Annotated in this window: 13 protein-coding genes; 4 read left to right on the forward strand and 9 right to left on the reverse strand. The window is 47.0% G+C overall.

What is annotated here, in order from left to right; all coding sequences use genetic code 11:
* Positions 1-120 precede the first annotated feature (120 nt).
* The 3 genes from RQP52_RS15085 to RQP52_RS15095 are packed head-to-tail and all read right to left on the reverse strand — an operon-like array spanning position 121 to position 2,553.
* Complete coding sequence (locus RQP52_RS15085) at positions 121-1,068, reverse strand: aldose epimerase family protein (RefSeq protein ID WP_315952554.1); 948 nt, start codon at positions 1,066-1,068, stop codon at positions 121-123.
* A 38-nt stretch (positions 1,069-1,106) separates the two neighbouring features.
* A complete protein-coding gene (locus RQP52_RS15090) occupies positions 1,107-1,424 on the reverse strand; it encodes a MocE family 2Fe-2S type ferredoxin (protein WP_315952556.1) in 318 nt (105 codons plus the stop codon).
* A complete protein-coding gene (locus tag RQP52_RS15095) occupies positions 1,414-2,553 on the reverse strand; it encodes a fatty acid desaturase family protein (RefSeq protein WP_315952558.1) in 1,140 nt (379 codons plus the stop codon). Before RQP52_RS15095 ends, RQP52_RS15090 begins: the two co-directional genes overlap by 11 nt.
* A 167-nt stretch (positions 2,554-2,720) precedes the next feature.
* On the opposite strand from RQP52_RS15095, the gene RQP52_RS15100 reads away from it, so the two are divergent.
* Positions 2,721-3,605 (forward strand): helix-turn-helix domain-containing protein, encoded by an 885-nt coding sequence (locus RQP52_RS15100; RefSeq protein ID WP_315952560.1) that lies wholly within the window; start codon positions 2,721-2,723, stop codon positions 3,603-3,605.
* Positions 3,606-3,609: 4 nt separating this feature from the next.
* Here RQP52_RS15100 and RQP52_RS15105 read toward each other — a convergent pair whose 3' ends face one another.
* The 5 genes from RQP52_RS15105 to RQP52_RS15125 form a co-directional block, all read right to left on the reverse strand.
* Positions 3,610-4,887 (reverse strand): polysaccharide lyase family 7 protein, encoded by a 1,278-nt coding sequence (locus RQP52_RS15105; RefSeq protein ID WP_315952562.1) that lies wholly within the window; start codon positions 4,885-4,887, stop codon positions 3,610-3,612.
* A 316-nt stretch (positions 4,888-5,203) separates the two neighbouring features.
* Positions 5,204-6,205 (reverse strand): aldo/keto reductase, encoded by a 1,002-nt coding sequence (locus RQP52_RS15110; protein WP_315952564.1) that lies wholly within the window; start codon positions 6,203-6,205, stop codon positions 5,204-5,206.
* A gap of 163 nt (positions 6,206-6,368) precedes the next feature.
* Complete coding sequence (locus RQP52_RS15115; protein WP_145657396.1) at positions 6,369-6,515, reverse strand: aspartyl-phosphate phosphatase Spo0E family protein; 147 nt, start codon at positions 6,513-6,515, stop codon at positions 6,369-6,371.
* 149 nt (positions 6,516-6,664) lie between these two features.
* On the reverse strand, positions 6,665-8,506 hold the full coding sequence (locus tag RQP52_RS15120; RefSeq protein ID WP_315952566.1) for a PAS domain S-box protein: 1,842 nt from the start codon (positions 8,504-8,506) through the stop codon (positions 6,665-6,667).
* A 189-nt stretch (positions 8,507-8,695) separates the two neighbouring features.
* Entirely contained in the window at positions 8,696-9,574 is an 879-nt protein-coding gene (locus RQP52_RS15125) for a phytanoyl-CoA dioxygenase family protein (protein ID WP_315952568.1), read from the reverse strand.
* Positions 9,575-9,746: 172 nt separating this feature from the next.
* On the opposite strand from RQP52_RS15125, the gene RQP52_RS15130 reads away from it, so the two are divergent.
* Complete coding sequence (locus RQP52_RS15130; RefSeq protein ID WP_315952569.1) at positions 9,747-10,607, forward strand: AraC family transcriptional regulator; 861 nt, start codon at positions 9,747-9,749, stop codon at positions 10,605-10,607.
* A 13-nt stretch (positions 10,608-10,620) separates the two neighbouring features.
* Here RQP52_RS15130 and RQP52_RS15135 read toward each other — a convergent pair whose 3' ends face one another.
* On the reverse strand, positions 10,621-11,820 hold the full coding sequence (locus RQP52_RS15135) for an ATP-binding protein (protein WP_315952570.1): 1,200 nt from the start codon (positions 11,818-11,820) through the stop codon (positions 10,621-10,623).
* Between the two features lie 234 nt (positions 11,821-12,054).
* Between RQP52_RS15135 and RQP52_RS15140 the strand changes: the two genes are divergently transcribed.
* Together RQP52_RS15140 and RQP52_RS15145 are read left to right on the forward strand one after the other, a co-directional pair.
* Positions 12,055-13,212: a glycosyltransferase family 4 protein gene (locus RQP52_RS15140; RefSeq protein ID WP_315952572.1), complete on the forward strand. Its 1,158-nt coding sequence runs from the start codon at positions 12,055-12,057 to the stop codon at positions 13,210-13,212.
* Between the two features lie 14 nt (positions 13,213-13,226).
* Positions 13,227-14,555: a UDP-glucose dehydrogenase family protein gene (locus tag RQP52_RS15145; protein WP_315952574.1), complete on the forward strand. Its 1,329-nt coding sequence runs from the start codon at positions 13,227-13,229 to the stop codon at positions 14,553-14,555.
* Positions 14,556-14,566 lie beyond the last annotated feature (11 nt).

Genomic DNA, 14,566 nt, shown 5'->3' on the forward strand with positions numbered 1-14,566 from the left:
AAATAACCATTCCATCTATTTCCATTATATGAGACAAGCCCAGTGAAGTATACAGCTTCGCGTAACAAAGTTGTATCCACACTCACGCCTACGCTTTCTGTAGGCATTTTATCCATACATCTACGGTTGAACGGCCTTTAGCCACTCACCGACACCAAAAGAAAGCTCCATTTCCCATTCGAAGCAACCTTTTGACGGAATGACCTGCGCCGTTCCATTGTTTATCGCCGTCTCCAACGAATCGTAATAGCCGATACTTGGCTCCAATGCACACGTAACTCGATCATTAATCATACCTTCGTCAATCCAAATGCCGATATAGGGAACTTTGTCAGCCGATACAGACATAATGAAATAATTACCGCTTACTTCTTCATACAAACCCGACCATCCAGCCGTTACTTTCCCATCGTAATAAAACTTGCGTGCATCTCCAGATGCCTCGGGTGTAAGCCGTGAGACTTCCTTCCAGGAATAGGAATTGCCGGCTGTAAGTTTTTCACCTCCAAAAACACACAACATACGCTCCATAGAGTCAGGAAGAAGAAGGCGTGTCTGCTCTGTAATCGCAAACTGAGGATGCGGGACCCACAGGAAGGGGATTGGTTTATCCCCCTCATTCTCGGCGCGATACGACAGCTTGACTTTGTCTGTGTCCGCCAATGATATTCGCCTTGAAAACCGGTAGGACAGCTGCGGGCTTACGATCGTACAATTAACAGTCCCCTCTTCGATCTGACAGCTTCCTGGAAGCGACCAAAGTTCTCCATGATCCGGCAGGAGAATAGGTTCATCTCCGCCGGAAGGACAGGCAAGAATGGTTGGAAAACATTCGTCCCAACCGCTCATATCCCAATCCGTGAAGGTTGAGCCAAACTCCGGCTGCCTGAGAGGACGCGCACCTGAATCAAGCAGCCACTGTTTTCCAGTTGGCTTATACATCATGGAAACCAGCTTCCCTCCGAGCTGCGGGATGAGTTCTATTTTGAGCGTCTCATTTTCTATGGAAAGAGAGAAGTGCTCTTTATACGTTCCTGTCTGAACCTTCGCTGCATTCCTGTCTTTCATAGCATTCTCCTCCCAAAACCCGATGCTCTCTTCCCCTCTCAGAGCCTAATGAAAACTTTCCCCGCTTCTACTTTCACTGGATATGTTTTCAAATCAATACATACCGGCGCCCTCTTCGCCTGACCGGTAATCACATCGAATCTCCCGTTATGCTTCGGACATTCGATGATGTTTCCCATGTCAAGTCCCTCTGACAGGTGAAACTTCCCATGTGTGCAAAACCCCTCCGTCGCATAGTAGTCGTTTCGATCCGTTCGGTATATCGCGAAGGAACGCTCGCTATAATCAAAGCGGATCACGTCTTCCTGTTCAATTTCGTCCGCTCTGCATGCTTCAATCCACTCATCAGGCGCCATGTGTCATTCCTCCGGTCCTTGCAGGTTTCGTGCCCGTGCTTTTCAGTTCATTGGGGTCGGACGTTTTCGCCGGACCATAGTAATAAGGACGCGCCGTGCTCGGCAGCGGCTTAACGATCGTAAAGGATGGATCTTTGCCCTGTTTGATGAGCGCGTTCATGACTTCTTTGAGCGCAGCGCCTAGACTGCTGCACGGCTTCGGGCAATCCCCCAGCATTTCATTATGAAGCGCAGGAAGTGCATGATAAGGCACCATCGGAAACATATGATGCTCAACATGATAATTCATATTCCAGTAGAGAAATCTAAACACGGGATTCAGATATACCGTGCGCGTATTCAAACGATGATCCAAGACATCTTCATGCAGCCCCAAATGCTGCGATAATCCAAATAACAGCATCAGCAATGTACCATAGAATGTCGGCAGGCCAATAAACATAAGCGGCAGGAAACTCATTTGATAAATCGCAAGCCCGGTAACAGAGGCTAAAATAAGCAGGTATATGCGTGCTTCCAGGTATGCTTTGGGGCGCTCTGATAGGGGGATGTACTCATTTTCCGTACGATCCACTTTCCCAACACAATGGAGAAAAAAACGTTTTATTTCTTTCGGCCCGCCGTACAGATGAAGAATCTCCATAAAAAGAATGCGCCAGATCGGTGGTCTTTCCATAAAAATTTCGGGGTCACGCCCCACAATGTACGTATCGCTATGGTGACGCGTGTGGCTCCAGCGCCATGGTGTTGCAGACCGCAGCACCATGAAGGAAGCAATCTGATACACCACTTCATTCATCCAAGGTGTTTTAAAAGCCGTCCCATGCCCGCACTCATGCCAACGCGAATCTCCCGGGGATGCGTACAAGGTGCCGTAGATAAAAAATGCTGGAACAGCCCACCACGTTCCCCACGAATAATAGGCAAGGATGCCAGTGCCGATGAGAAGCGCGAATAAAATAAGGGTATCCCGGATCGCCGGCCCGTCTTTACGTTTCATTAACTCCTTCATCCTCTGACGAGGAATAGGAGACGTGTACCATTCGGTGGTGACAAGGCCCCTATCTTGTGCTCGCTGATTCTCCTTGCCTGTAAGGCTGTAATCTCTTCTTCCATTGGCTGAAGACATCTGAGCGCCTCCTTCTCCTTGATGATTATGCTTTCATTGTACAGACCCACCCTACGGAAGTATTTATCCCAAAGTAACAAAATGGTTACCAAAATCACACTATGGCAAATTCCCATAAATTTGTATAATGGAATTAGGCACTTGGACGGATCATGCGGAGGCGAACGATGACGACTAAGCTTTATTTTATGGAGCCAAGCGAAACGCTCGAACAGTTAAAGCAGTATTATTTCCCGCCGTATATTACGCTTGCCCATATGTTCCATGCCCCTAACGGCTGGAAATTGAAACCACGCTCGTTGAAGCAATATCAACTGCAATATGTGGTTGAAGGAGTTGCAGACTATCATATTAGCGGGCATGATTATGTTACGGAACGTGGGGATTTGATCTTTCACAGACCGAACGAGCCCCATTACGTCACCACCCGCCCGAACGAGCCTTATGTCTGCATCTCGATTGTTTTCCATTTCGGCGAATCCGGTTTCCCCGTTCAACAAATTCTGGATGCTTCCAATGAAACCGGTCCTCATTACATGGGGAATTACCAAAATCACACTATCGAGCATAAGCTGACTGAACTTGTACACCATTACCGGATGCCTGAGGTAACAGACCACTTTCTCTGTCAAAGCCTGCTGACACAGGTTTTACTTCAAATGTCCAAGCAAAAAAAAGAGCTCGCTGTCAGCCCTTCGAAGAAAGAAGATGCTAACAAAGCGAAGCTCATTCTTATACGCAACTATATCTCCAACCACTTGCAGGTTGGATTTACGCATCAAGACCTGGAGAAATTGACCGGCTGGAGCCGCAATTACATTATTACGCAATTCCGCACCGCATTTGGCATGTCACCCGTGCAATATTTGGTCTGGGTCCGATTGGAGAAGGCCAAGGAACTGGCGCTTCAATCCGGGCAATCATTTGGCGAAATTGCCAATGAGGTGGGCTACACGAATATCCATGCATTCGGGAAAATTTTCAAGCGAAAAACGGGTATGAGTCTTAGTCAATTTTGCGCTACACTTTTCAAAGACACACCGGACCAGTAGCAGCTTATTGATGTGTGACCGAATAGTCGTACACCCAGTTCTCCGCATAGGCATCCGGACTTTCACCAGGCGCAGTTGAATCATTGGATTGCGTATAGTTTCCAATTTTGAAGAAACACCCTGTTACATTTTTCGTTTGCGTGTAAGGCACAGTTTGACCGTTGTATTCATAGGAAATGACTCCATTCGCTACAATGATTTTAACCGTAAATAAAGTTCCCAGCGTATAATTGCTGTCGAGCAAATAACCATGCGTATTATCCCCGTCTGTAATGTAAATTTTTGCTGTCGTGGAAACGCCGCCAGGATTATTGCCTTCGACACGGAAGACAGTCACATCATCATTGGCATCGTGAATTTGGCCAACGACCGTTTGCGGTTTAACTGTTGTCAGATGCGTCACTTTTTGCTTAATATACATCGTATGTGTTTTCCCGTCATTACTACCCCAAGACATCTGATTGCTGGAATCTCCAGTCGTATAGTTATCTTTCATCTCGCGCAGCTCACTTCTAGGATTGCTGGACCCTGATGTTGACACAGCGCCATGGTTCGCGCGAAATTGAACGGCATAGCCATCCGCATCGTGCACAACTTTAAACCAAGGGTCGATGGAATACGTATTTAACGCTGGTTGTAATACTTCTAGTGGACTAGTCGAGCCGGATTGCTTCGGAATCGGCAAAGTGATTTTCCAATTTTTCAAGTATAGGACATCAGATGGAAGTGTTGGAGTTGTAGGTGGCGTCGGTGTTGGTGTGGTTGTTGGCGTTGCGGTAGGAGTTGGCGTCGAGCCAGTGCCGCTGTCAAGGGTAAAATCATCAAAGCGTACATCGGAAGAGCCCGTGCTTCTAGTGAAAATTACGGCGCTGGTATTCGTCGCCCCTGTCGTAAAGTTGACGGTAAATTGCGTCCAAGTTGAGGTATTGCCGCCAGCCGTAACTTCGCTGCCGCCAAAGGTATTAGCGCCAATAACGCCTTGACCCAAAATCCAGGCTTTCAACGTATAATCGGTGTTCGCTGTTAGACCGGATATGGTTTGCTGATAACCGCCACCGCTAGCTGTGGATTTGGCCGAACGAGTACCCGAGTGATGATCGCTCGTTGAGATCGCAGCGGAGCCAACCTTCGTCCATCCTGTTGCATCACTTTCGAAGCCAGGATTAGTGATCGCAATGGATGCGGCTGTTACCGACGTAACATTGCTGAAAATTAATGCGGTTGACAACAGCAAGGAAAGCATTACTAAGTAATGAATGGGTTTTAGCATTTTTTTTCGCATAATAATCCTCCTAGTTAATGGTCAACTTTTGTGTTCTGAGTTCGAAGCAGTACGCAATGCTGTTCATTCAGAAAATCAGTGTGAGGCAATCTGAAGGCGAACAATGACTTTTGTGCTGCAGGCCTAGGTGACCTCCTTTCATGTTCGAATACTAGCGTTTATTTCCGTGTAAGCGCTTAACAATGTTCATTATAGTTAAATTCTTCCTATCCCTGTAGCGTTTTTTTTAGGTCCACTTGTGTTATTCCTAGAGTCAGCACAAAAAGGGCCACTCCTCAGAAGATCACCTTCCTGGAGCAGCCCTCTATTCACTGTCTTAATTTCTAACTAGATTCGCTTGGGGATTTCTCGTCACCGCATCGAGCTCTTTCAGTTCCTCCTGAGTTAACTTCTCAGCAACCGTTGGCAAAATATCCGTAATGTGATGCGGTTTGGACACACCCAGAATCGCCGATGTGACTCCCTGCGTACTCAGAACCCAGCTCAGCGCTAGCTGAGCAAGCGTCCAACCCTTCCGAGCTGCGATTGGTTTCAACTGCTCCACAATGTGGAAATGCCGCTCTTGCTCCAGCAGCACTTGCAGCCGCTTCTCATTGGCAGCGCCACGAGTTCCTGCAGGCGGTTGCTGACCGTAGGCGTATTTCCCCGTCAAAAGTCCGCGTCCCAGCGGGCTGTACACGATAACGCCTACGCCTTCCGAGATGGCGAAAGGCAACAGCTCCTGCTCGATTCCGCGTGCAATCAGGCTGTATTCCGGCTGAACGCTCTCGAAGCGTTCAAGCCGCTGCAGTGCAGAGATGCCATGAGCTTTGGCGATCTGCCACGCCGCATAGTTCGAGGCGCCGATGTAGCGAACTTTTCCTTGACGAACAAGGTCGTCCAACGCGCGCAACGTTTCTTCGAGCGGTGTTTGTTCGTCGAATCTATGTACTTGGTACAAGTCAATATAATCGGTTTTCAATCGTTTAAGACTATTTTCAACAGCACGGTAAATATGGTATCGGCTTTGACCAGCATCATTCGGGCCTAGTCCGACACGTCCGTGAACTTTGGTCGCGAGCACGATTTCATGGCGGCGCGCACCAAGCAAGTTGCCGAGAATCGTTTCGGACTCGCCGGTTTCAAGCGGGTTATCCTTGTCCATCCCAGAGCCATACACATCAGCTGTATCAATAAGGGTAATTCCCGCATCAAGCGCCGTGTCCAGCACTTCTGCAGATTCCTTCTCCCCGATCCATCTGCCGAAAGCCATCGTGCCCAGACTTACCTCCGAAACGCGCAATCCTGATCGGCCAAGACGTCTTTGTCCAATACTCATATTCACATCTCCCTGTCTGTTGGTATTAAAAAAAAAGGGCAATCCCTCAAAGGATCGCCTCCGTTTTCTACGGTCGGTCAAACTGCTTCACTTAAACCAAGTTAATCACTTGGATTAATCCCATATTATCACCACGATGTCTAATCGTCAACCTGCCGATTGGTTATTTCAGCACGTAATATCGGATAATATATTCATCCAATTGTTGGCTAATCGCAACGACCTTTTCATGGGTAAAACAGCCGTGACGCTCGGCTTCCTCTATCATCTTCATGCGTAATGCTTCAATTTTCTGCAACAAAAGTTCCATCTCAACAGTTCACACCAATTCTGTTCAGTTTCGTTAGTGTCTTTATTATAAATCATGATTCCGCAGAAGTTTGTAAAACTTTGTCGACATGTTTTGAAGAATTTGTGAAATTTTATTTCAAGATGAAAAAGACGTTGAAAGCACGCTTTTTATAGCACAAAAGGGAGTTCTATATCAATGACTGTCCCTACTCCCAGCTTGCTTTGAATCCTCATGCTCCCATGGTGCGCTTCAATAATCCGGTAACAAACCATGAGTCCGAGCCCGGTTCCTTCTTCTTTTGTCGTAAAAAAAGGGTCACCCAGTCTAGGTATGAGCTCCTCAGCAATCCCAATCCCATTGTCTTTGAGCTTAATCAACATCTTCTTATTTCCTAGACGTTGAATAGCGATTTGAATAATTCCGCCGCCTGGCATGGCCTCCACGGAATTTTTCAACAAATTGATAAAGACCTGTTTCAACTGGCCTTCATCGCTTTTAACCATATGTACGTCATCGTTCATCCGATTAAAATCAATCTCGACATTATGCAAGAGTGCCTGAGGCTGAAGCAAAGAGACCACATTATCGATAATGTCACCAACGTTTTTATCTTCAAATCTGCTTCTTTGCGGCTTCGAAATGAGCATGAATTCGTTTACAATGCTGTTGATTCGATTTAATTCTACCAACATGATATCTGTGTACTCGACGATTTTTTGGGCAGGAGCGCACTTGATAAGCTTTAGAAACCCTACAAGTGAGGTTAAGGGATTTCGAATTTCATGCGCGATTCCTGCCGCTAATTGTCCGACTACGGAGAGTTTTTCCGATTGGAGCAGCATCTCTTCCGCTGTCTTGCGTTCGGTGATATCTCTTAGCACCGTCTGGATAACAGGACGTTCCAAATATTTATGAAGTACGACAGATGAAGCCTCAATGGCAATACGATCTCCGTGCAGTCCTAACAGGTTCAGTTCAATAAATGGTATATATTTATCGACGAACTCAACGGACTTGACTCTCTCTTTAAAAATCTCATGAAAATCAGGGTGTATGAACTCAATAACGCTTTTACCAATAACCTCATTCTGCGTTACCGCCCCTAACAGCTTCAACCCGATATCATTGATATAACAAATGATGCCTTCCTGATGCACAAGGATCGGCTCAGGGAGCAATTTAATCATACGCCTATACTCTTCATCCCGTTCGCGAACGATGCTTTCCATCACTTTTTTATGTGTAATATCTCTGCATAATAATTGAACCGACGGCTTGCCCAAATATTCAACCGGAACGGCTCTGATTTCGACATTGATCAGTTGGTTGTCCAGCCTTACCAACTTCTTCTCAATAATATCCGTAGGCTTCTTGGTTTTCAGTAAATCCTCTACCTGCGCTTGAAGCTCGTCTCTTTCATCCGGATGAATAAATTCTTTGGCTAACTTCCCTCGAAGCTGGTTTTCACTTTCAGCACCTACCAGCTTTAATGCGGCAGGGTTTGCATATACGATAACAGATTCACTGTATACAATAATGGGTTCCGGTGAATGTTCGACCAAATTGCGATAGCGTTCTTCGCTTTCTTTCAGCTTCACATCTTCCATTTTTCGATTAGAAATGTCTCTAGCTACTTCCACTAACGCAAAAATGCGGCCTTCGTTGTCCTTCAGCGGGGATATCGTCATGCTGGCAAAAAAAGAATCGCCATTTTTGCGAAGCTTATGCGTCTCATAACTCTCAGCCTGATCATGGTCAATTACACGGGAATGAATATTTCTTACTCGGTCAACTTCGTATAAGGGAACGGTCTTTAAACACTTTTCATAAACCTCATCATTCGTCCACCCATACATGTCTTCATACGCTTTGTTCACCTGCAAAATGTGATTTTCAAGATCAATAACTGCGATGCTGGCATTTGTATGGTGAAAGCAAAGGTCGAATAGTTGGTTAATTTGCTGCATCCAATTTGTCGGTATTGGTTTACTCTGTACCCTTTTATCCATGTTGTTAGTCCTCACCCTATCAATAAACGCATGTGTTTTTAGTAACAATTCTATGTTCTTCGGCATTTTCCTTTCCTTGTAAGGGTAAAAATTGATTTTCCATTTCATGGATAATGTCGAACACACAAAAAAGAGCGGCTCAGCAAGAGCCAGCTCCTTATTTCGGGAAGATCGATACTGCTTGATGGACTAGACTGGGGATCCGGGGGTATGTTCCATCCGATTTACCAGCCAATCCTCTAAAGTCGCAACGCGATCGGGATATTTGTAACTTCTCGCCAGGAATCCCGCTCCATGACCCGGCATCGGGTCTTGGTCAGTAGGCTGATAACGCAGGTCTACACTCCAACGTACCTCATCGGATAAATTAGGCGTTGACATGTGCAGGCAACGGTCATTAAACAGGATTGCGCTTCCTGCGGATACCGGTAGAACGACAGTCTCTGTTTTGCCCAATTGGCTTTCATGCAAAGCCGTGTATCCTGTTCCTGTATCCTCTTCCCGGTGCCACTTCAGTAAGCGCTTACGGTGCGTGCGCGGTTTAATATGCAGACAACCGTTAATCTCATTCGCATCAACAAGCGGAATCCAAACCGTAATCACGGGATTGGAATTGGCATCAGGCCAGTAGGATTTATCTTGGTGCCAGGGTACTGCGCCTGCGGCCACCTTTGGTATTTTTGGTCGTGTGTTATAGACCGGATTGGAAAACAGTTCGCCGCCGATTAACGATTCAACCGCATCCAAAATTTTGGGATTGCTCATTAAGTGAAAATAACCTGGAATCCTGTCTCGCCAGCTGCGCCCATATTTCAGGAAATGCTCCGCCGTCAAATCTTTGAACAATTCAGCCAAACGATATTTAAAAGGGCGATCTTCTAATTTGTCATGAATGAGCCCAGCCTGCACAAGCTCCTCCGCAATGGCCGAGACCTTCGTCGTCATCGCTTCAATTGCCTGCGCGAGATCTTCTTCCTGAAGCAAATTTGGAATTACGAGATATCCTTCCGTGTTATAAAAATCAACTTGCTCTTTGCTCAAACTTCCGCCGACTTGATTCACGTTCATTGTGTTCATTCCTCCTCAAAGTTGATCTACACTTATAAATTTAGCATCTTTGAGTTAAAACGTATTTATCCGGCTGTTCAAGGATTGATCAATTCTTCCGGTTATTTCTTTTCAACCAGAACATTATGACATACAATGAAATGACAACCTGCTAGCAAAGGGAGACCGTCTGATGCCGATTTTGACAGCGATGAATCCATCGATAAGAACCGCCCACCACTACCGCTTTCCTTACACGAAAAATGACAGCGAATCTTTCCGTTTAGGTTATTGTTATGCCTTCCACCTCGTGACCGGTGGCAAAGGAGCCATTACCCTTCCAACAGGAACCTTCTCCATCGCCAAAGGTGATCTGCTTTATTTTCCGCCTAAGCTCCAACATTCCTTCCATTCTGATGCTGCACATGCGTTATCGACCTATAACATTTATTGCGACTTATGGGCTACGCGCCTGGACGCTGGGCAAAAACATCTTGTTTGGAAAGAAGCCGACTTCGATCCTCACTTGTTAACGGCTATGGAGCCGAATCCTGACCTGGACACCTTGCCTAATCTGCTGCATTTCCAGCATCAAAGCGCCATTACCGACCTGTTCGCCCTAGTCGTAGAGCAGCATCAGAATGCTGCCCCCTATTCAGACGTAATCGGCAAAAGCCTTCTCCAAGCCTTACTGCTAAAAATTGTTCAACTGCACACTTACATGCCGTTTATTGATTTCCGGATTAAACCTCTGCTCGATAACATTCACCAGAAAGCCTATATGGAGTCCAGTTATGAATCCTGGCTGGAACAATGCAAGCTAAAGAAAACACAATTCCATCAGCTATTCAAACAAGCCACAGGCCTGTCGCCCAAGGCCTATTGGACTTCTGTCATCATGAAGCAAGCCGCTGCCGCATTAAAAGAGAGCGCACGATCGGTTACTGACATCGCCGAGGATCTGGGGTACTCTTCTATCCACCATTTCAGCAAGCAGTTCACTCTGTATTATGGCATCTCTCCTTCGGAGTATCGGAATCGGCAGCGGTCATAAAGCGCCTAAGCTCTTATAACGCCTCCAACAAGCGTTTTCGTTCTGCCGTGCCCATCGCCAAGTGGATCAGATGCGCCATCAGTTTCTTCTGTTCCACATTTAATCTAGCGAACACTCTTGGTTCCAGCTGACAGAGCTCCCGGATGACGGATTCCAGCTCATTTTTCTTCCGTGTGTCCTCAGGAGCGTCCGTGAAATCCGGAAAAGCCTTCGCTTCCGCAAATTCTTGAATGACATGGTCAGACAGTATTTCTAAATAGGGCTTTCTTTTCTGCTTAATAAATGCATTGATTTCTTCCAACAGAAATTGAAAAGCGTCGCTTTTTTTGCTCACACCAAAAGCCGCTTCGAGCTGACCGCTTTGATCATCGCTCTCAAAATCAAAGTAGTCGAACAGTTTGCTTTGAATGTAGACACTATGGTAAAAGGAATCCCCTTTATTATTAAAGGTGGTAGGCTGTTTATACTTTTCTTCCAAATGGGAGTCGATGAAATACAGCTTGGAATATTCGTGGTTTATCCGGTCTTGCCAACGGACAAATTTAATTTGAAACGCTGTTTGGCTGCCGGCATGTACGAGGTCAAAGCACTCTTTTTCCCCGATCAGACTCGAATAATCCAGCGATTGGCCATCCAGACGAAGATCGAAATCTTTGTCCGCATGAAGCTCCAGAAACCAGCCAAATTCCTTGCATAGATATGCCGACAAATCCTCAAGAATGAAATCCTGCATGATGTTGTGAAACGTGACACTCGTTCCTGCCTCTCCATCTGTCAGTTTGATTCTCGAAACCTCGTAGGCGTCCAAATGATTCGCGTTAATTTGAATGGTATACGTATTTTTCAATAAGCCGTCTGCATAAGTCGTTTTCCATGTCGCATCAGAAGCAAACCGATGAAAGGTTAATCGGCCGATCCCATTTTTACCGTGCATCGCCGATGTGGTTCTTGTCCGCTTCTCTGGATCTATCTGCTTCTCCGACTCAAAAAAAGGCGTGAATTTCCGTTCCAATTCACGCCGATCAATCCCGTAACCATTATCCGAGATTACGATATGGTCAACACCGCCGAGCACGTTTAAATGAAGTTTAACGTCTACCACTGTAGCTTGCGCATCGAAGCCGTTCCAAATATATTCGGAAATCGCCTGCAAATAATCAAATTTACGAAGCGTTTTTTCGATCCCTTTTGAGGATATTTGTATTTTGCCCACAACGATCAGCCCCTTCTACGAGTGAACTCTGCCTTCCTTTCTATCATATTCCAAATCTCTTATTGCTGTATGTCGATTTCTGCAACCCCTTCGCCATTGATTTTCGACAAAATGAGGGTTTGACGCTTGCTGTCAGGCCCTTGCTGTTTTAAAAAAGAATTAACATGCGGTTAACGTTCCACGAATAATCGAATGTTACGCTTATCGCATCTAGGAACTACAGGAGGGATTCTTATGCGCCTCGCGTTGTTTACCGATACCTATGTTCCTCAAATGAATGGCGTTGCACTCACGTTAGGACGTCTTACGGATTATTTAAATCGTCGTGGTGTTGAGCACCTCGTGTTCACGCCGAAATGCACGGATGAAATGGCCTACTCCGAACTGATTCGCCCCGTACCGTCCGTTCCTTTTTTTCTCTACCCCGAATGCCGAATTGCTTTGCCCAACATTATTTCTCTGCGTTCTGAGCTTGATCGCTTCCGTCCCCATCTGCTCCATATGGCAACTCCGTTTAACATCGGTTTGTGTGGTCTCCACTACGCCCGCAAGCACCGGATTTCGCACGTAGCCTCCTATCACACTCATTTTGATCGCTATTTAACCTACTACCGAATGAAAAGAGCAGTTCCATTGTATTGGACGTACATGAAGTGGTTTCACCAATCCTGCGACGCAACTTTCGTCCCTTCAACCGATACCATGCAGCACTTGCATGCACAAGGCTTTGACCGCATGCTATTGTGGTCCAGAGGTGTTGATTGTGCGCTCTACACCCCCGATAAGCACACGAATGCGGTTCGTGAGCGATACGGAATTACAGCCCCTCACCTCCTCCTCTATGTGGGGCGCATCGCCCCGGAGAAAGATATAGATACCTTATCGGCCGTCATGCGTACTTTGCCTGATTCGCTGAAAGAACGTGTTCACTGGCTCATCGTAGGGGACGGACCGCAACTTGAGGAGCTGCGCGAGCAAGCTCCGGACAATGTGACATTTGCCGGTTATAAGCAAGGGGTAGAACTTGCAGAAATCTATGCCTCGTCCGATCTCTTCTTCTTCCCCTCCAGTACCGAAACATTCGGCAATGTCGTCCAAGAGGCGATGGCTTCCGGCCTTCCGGTTATCGCCGCAAATAGCGGAGGAGTGCGGGATATGATTGTTCCCGGGCAGACGGGAACTTTATGCGAGCCACGTCAGCCAGAATCTTTTATTCAAGCCATTGATGCTTTCGTCAATGCCCCGGAACAATGGGCAGATTTCCGTAAGGCAGCAAGAAGTTTTGCCCTTGGACGCTCATGGGACGCTATCTTTGACAGATTGCTGGAGGACTACGAACAAATTATCGATGCTCGTCGAATTGGAAGCAAACTGGGATTCTATACAGCTTAAAGGAGGGGACATCCATGCGAATTACATTAGTCGGAACAGGGTATGTGGGCTTGGTTGCCGCTGTGTGCTTTGCGAAGCTGGGGCACGAAGTCATTGCCGTTGACCGCGAGCCCGTCATTCGCGGGCTGAAGGAAAATAAGCTGACCGTATGGGAACCTCGGCTGGAGCCAGAGCTGGCCGATGTCTATGTGAAAGGGTTATTACGCTTCGAGACAGATCTCGCCCGAGCCTCATCGGACACGGACGCATTGATGATTGCTGTAGGCACCCCTACGCGATCAGACGGTCATACGAATCTGGGTCATGTGCATGAAGTGCTGTCTCACTTGATGCAAGCCGGCACCTGTCCTCCTCTTGTCATCATAAAAAGTACCGTCCCCGTAGGCACCTGCGATGAACTGGAAGCTACTTTGCTGGCGGCTGGTCTTCGTACAGAAGTCGCCTTTAACCCCGAATTTTTAAGGCAAGGCAGCGCCTTCAAAGACTTCATGGAACCCGATCGCATCGTGTTCGGTTGCAAAACGCCGCAAGCTGAATCACTGCTTCGCCAGTTATATGAGGGGATCGTGGCTCCCGTACATGTTTGCGACCGGCGAAGCGCCGAACTCATCAAATATGCATCGAACGCCTTCCTTGCGATGAAAATCTCATTCGCGAACATGATGTCCGATGTGTGTGAAGGTTATGGCGCAGATATCCGCCACGTGATGAGCGGAGTTGGCGCCGATCAGCGCATCGGACCTGAATTCCTGTCGGCAGGCGTTGGTTATGGAGGCTCCTGTTTCTCCAAAGATTTACAATCCCTGCTGACGACCGGGAAATTGATCGGCAGCTCGCTTCCCATTTTGGAAGCGGTCGCCAAAGTCAATGACCAGCGCATTCCAAGGATGATCGCCAAACTTATCTCGCTTTGGGGCAATCCCTTAGGCAAGCGACTCTGTGTATTAGGCATCTCGTTCAAGCCAAATACCAATGATGTTCGCGACGCGCCATTTCTAACCTTATTAGCTCAGTGTGAGCGTCATGGCATCGAGGTTCAAGCCTTCGATCCTGTCGTCAGACAGGTTGGAGCTACAGCCGCTCAGGTGATGGACTCCCCTTATGCCTCAGCAGCCCAGGCCGATGCTGTCATGATTATGACGGAATGGCCGCAGTTCGCTGAACTCGATTGGCCTTATCTGCTTCACCTTATGCGCAGGCCTTATGTGCTTGACGGTCGGAATCTACTACCAAGCCAAATCATCTCACAAATTGTTGAAGTTGATGGGGCTATGTACATGCCCGTAGGAAGGTCAATGGAATGCAGTCCAATCCCTTGGGTCGGAGTCTCCTCACTGGAATAACATAAATTAAC

The organism is Paenibacillus violae, assembly GCF_032461945.1.
Lineage (GTDB): Bacteria > Bacillota > Bacilli > Paenibacillales > NBRC-103111 > Paenibacillus_E > Paenibacillus_E violae.

Bases quoted from the DNA above. Each gene is read 5' to 3' on its own strand.
- RQP52_RS15085 (WP_315952554.1), bottom strand. From the start codon at position 1,068: ATGAAAGACAGGAATGCAGCGAAGGTTCAGACAGGAACGTATAAAGAG.
- RQP52_RS15090 (WP_315952556.1), bottom strand. From the start codon at position 1,424: ATGGCGCCTGATGAGTGGATTGAAGCATGCAGAGCGGACGAAATTGAA.
- RQP52_RS15095 (WP_315952558.1), bottom strand. From the start codon at position 2,553: ATGTCTTCAGCCAATGGAAGAAGAGATTACAGCCTTACAGGCAAGGAG.
- RQP52_RS15100 (WP_315952560.1), top strand. From the start codon at position 2,721: ATGACGACTAAGCTTTATTTTATGGAGCCAAGCGAAACGCTCGAACAG.
- RQP52_RS15105 (WP_315952562.1), bottom strand. From the start codon at position 4,887: ATGCGAAAAAAAATGCTAAAACCCATTCATTACTTAGTAATGCTTTCC.
- RQP52_RS15110 (WP_315952564.1), bottom strand. From the start codon at position 6,205: ATGAGTATTGGACAAAGACGTCTTGGCCGATCAGGATTGCGCGTTTCG.
- RQP52_RS15115 (WP_145657396.1), bottom strand. From the start codon at position 6,515: ATGGAACTTTTGTTGCAGAAAATTGAAGCATTACGCATGAAGATGATA.
- RQP52_RS15120 (WP_315952566.1), bottom strand. From the start codon at position 8,506: ATGGATAAAAGGGTACAGAGTAAACCAATACCGACAAATTGGATGCAG.
- RQP52_RS15125 (WP_315952568.1), bottom strand. From the start codon at position 9,574: ATGAACGTGAATCAAGTCGGCGGAAGTTTGAGCAAAGAGCAAGTTGAT.
- RQP52_RS15130 (WP_315952569.1), top strand. From the start codon at position 9,747: ATGCCGATTTTGACAGCGATGAATCCATCGATAAGAACCGCCCACCAC.
- RQP52_RS15140 (WP_315952572.1), top strand. From the start codon at position 12,055: ATGCGCCTCGCGTTGTTTACCGATACCTATGTTCCTCAAATGAATGGC.
- RQP52_RS15145 (WP_315952574.1), top strand. From the start codon at position 13,227: ATGCGAATTACATTAGTCGGAACAGGGTATGTGGGCTTGGTTGCCGCT.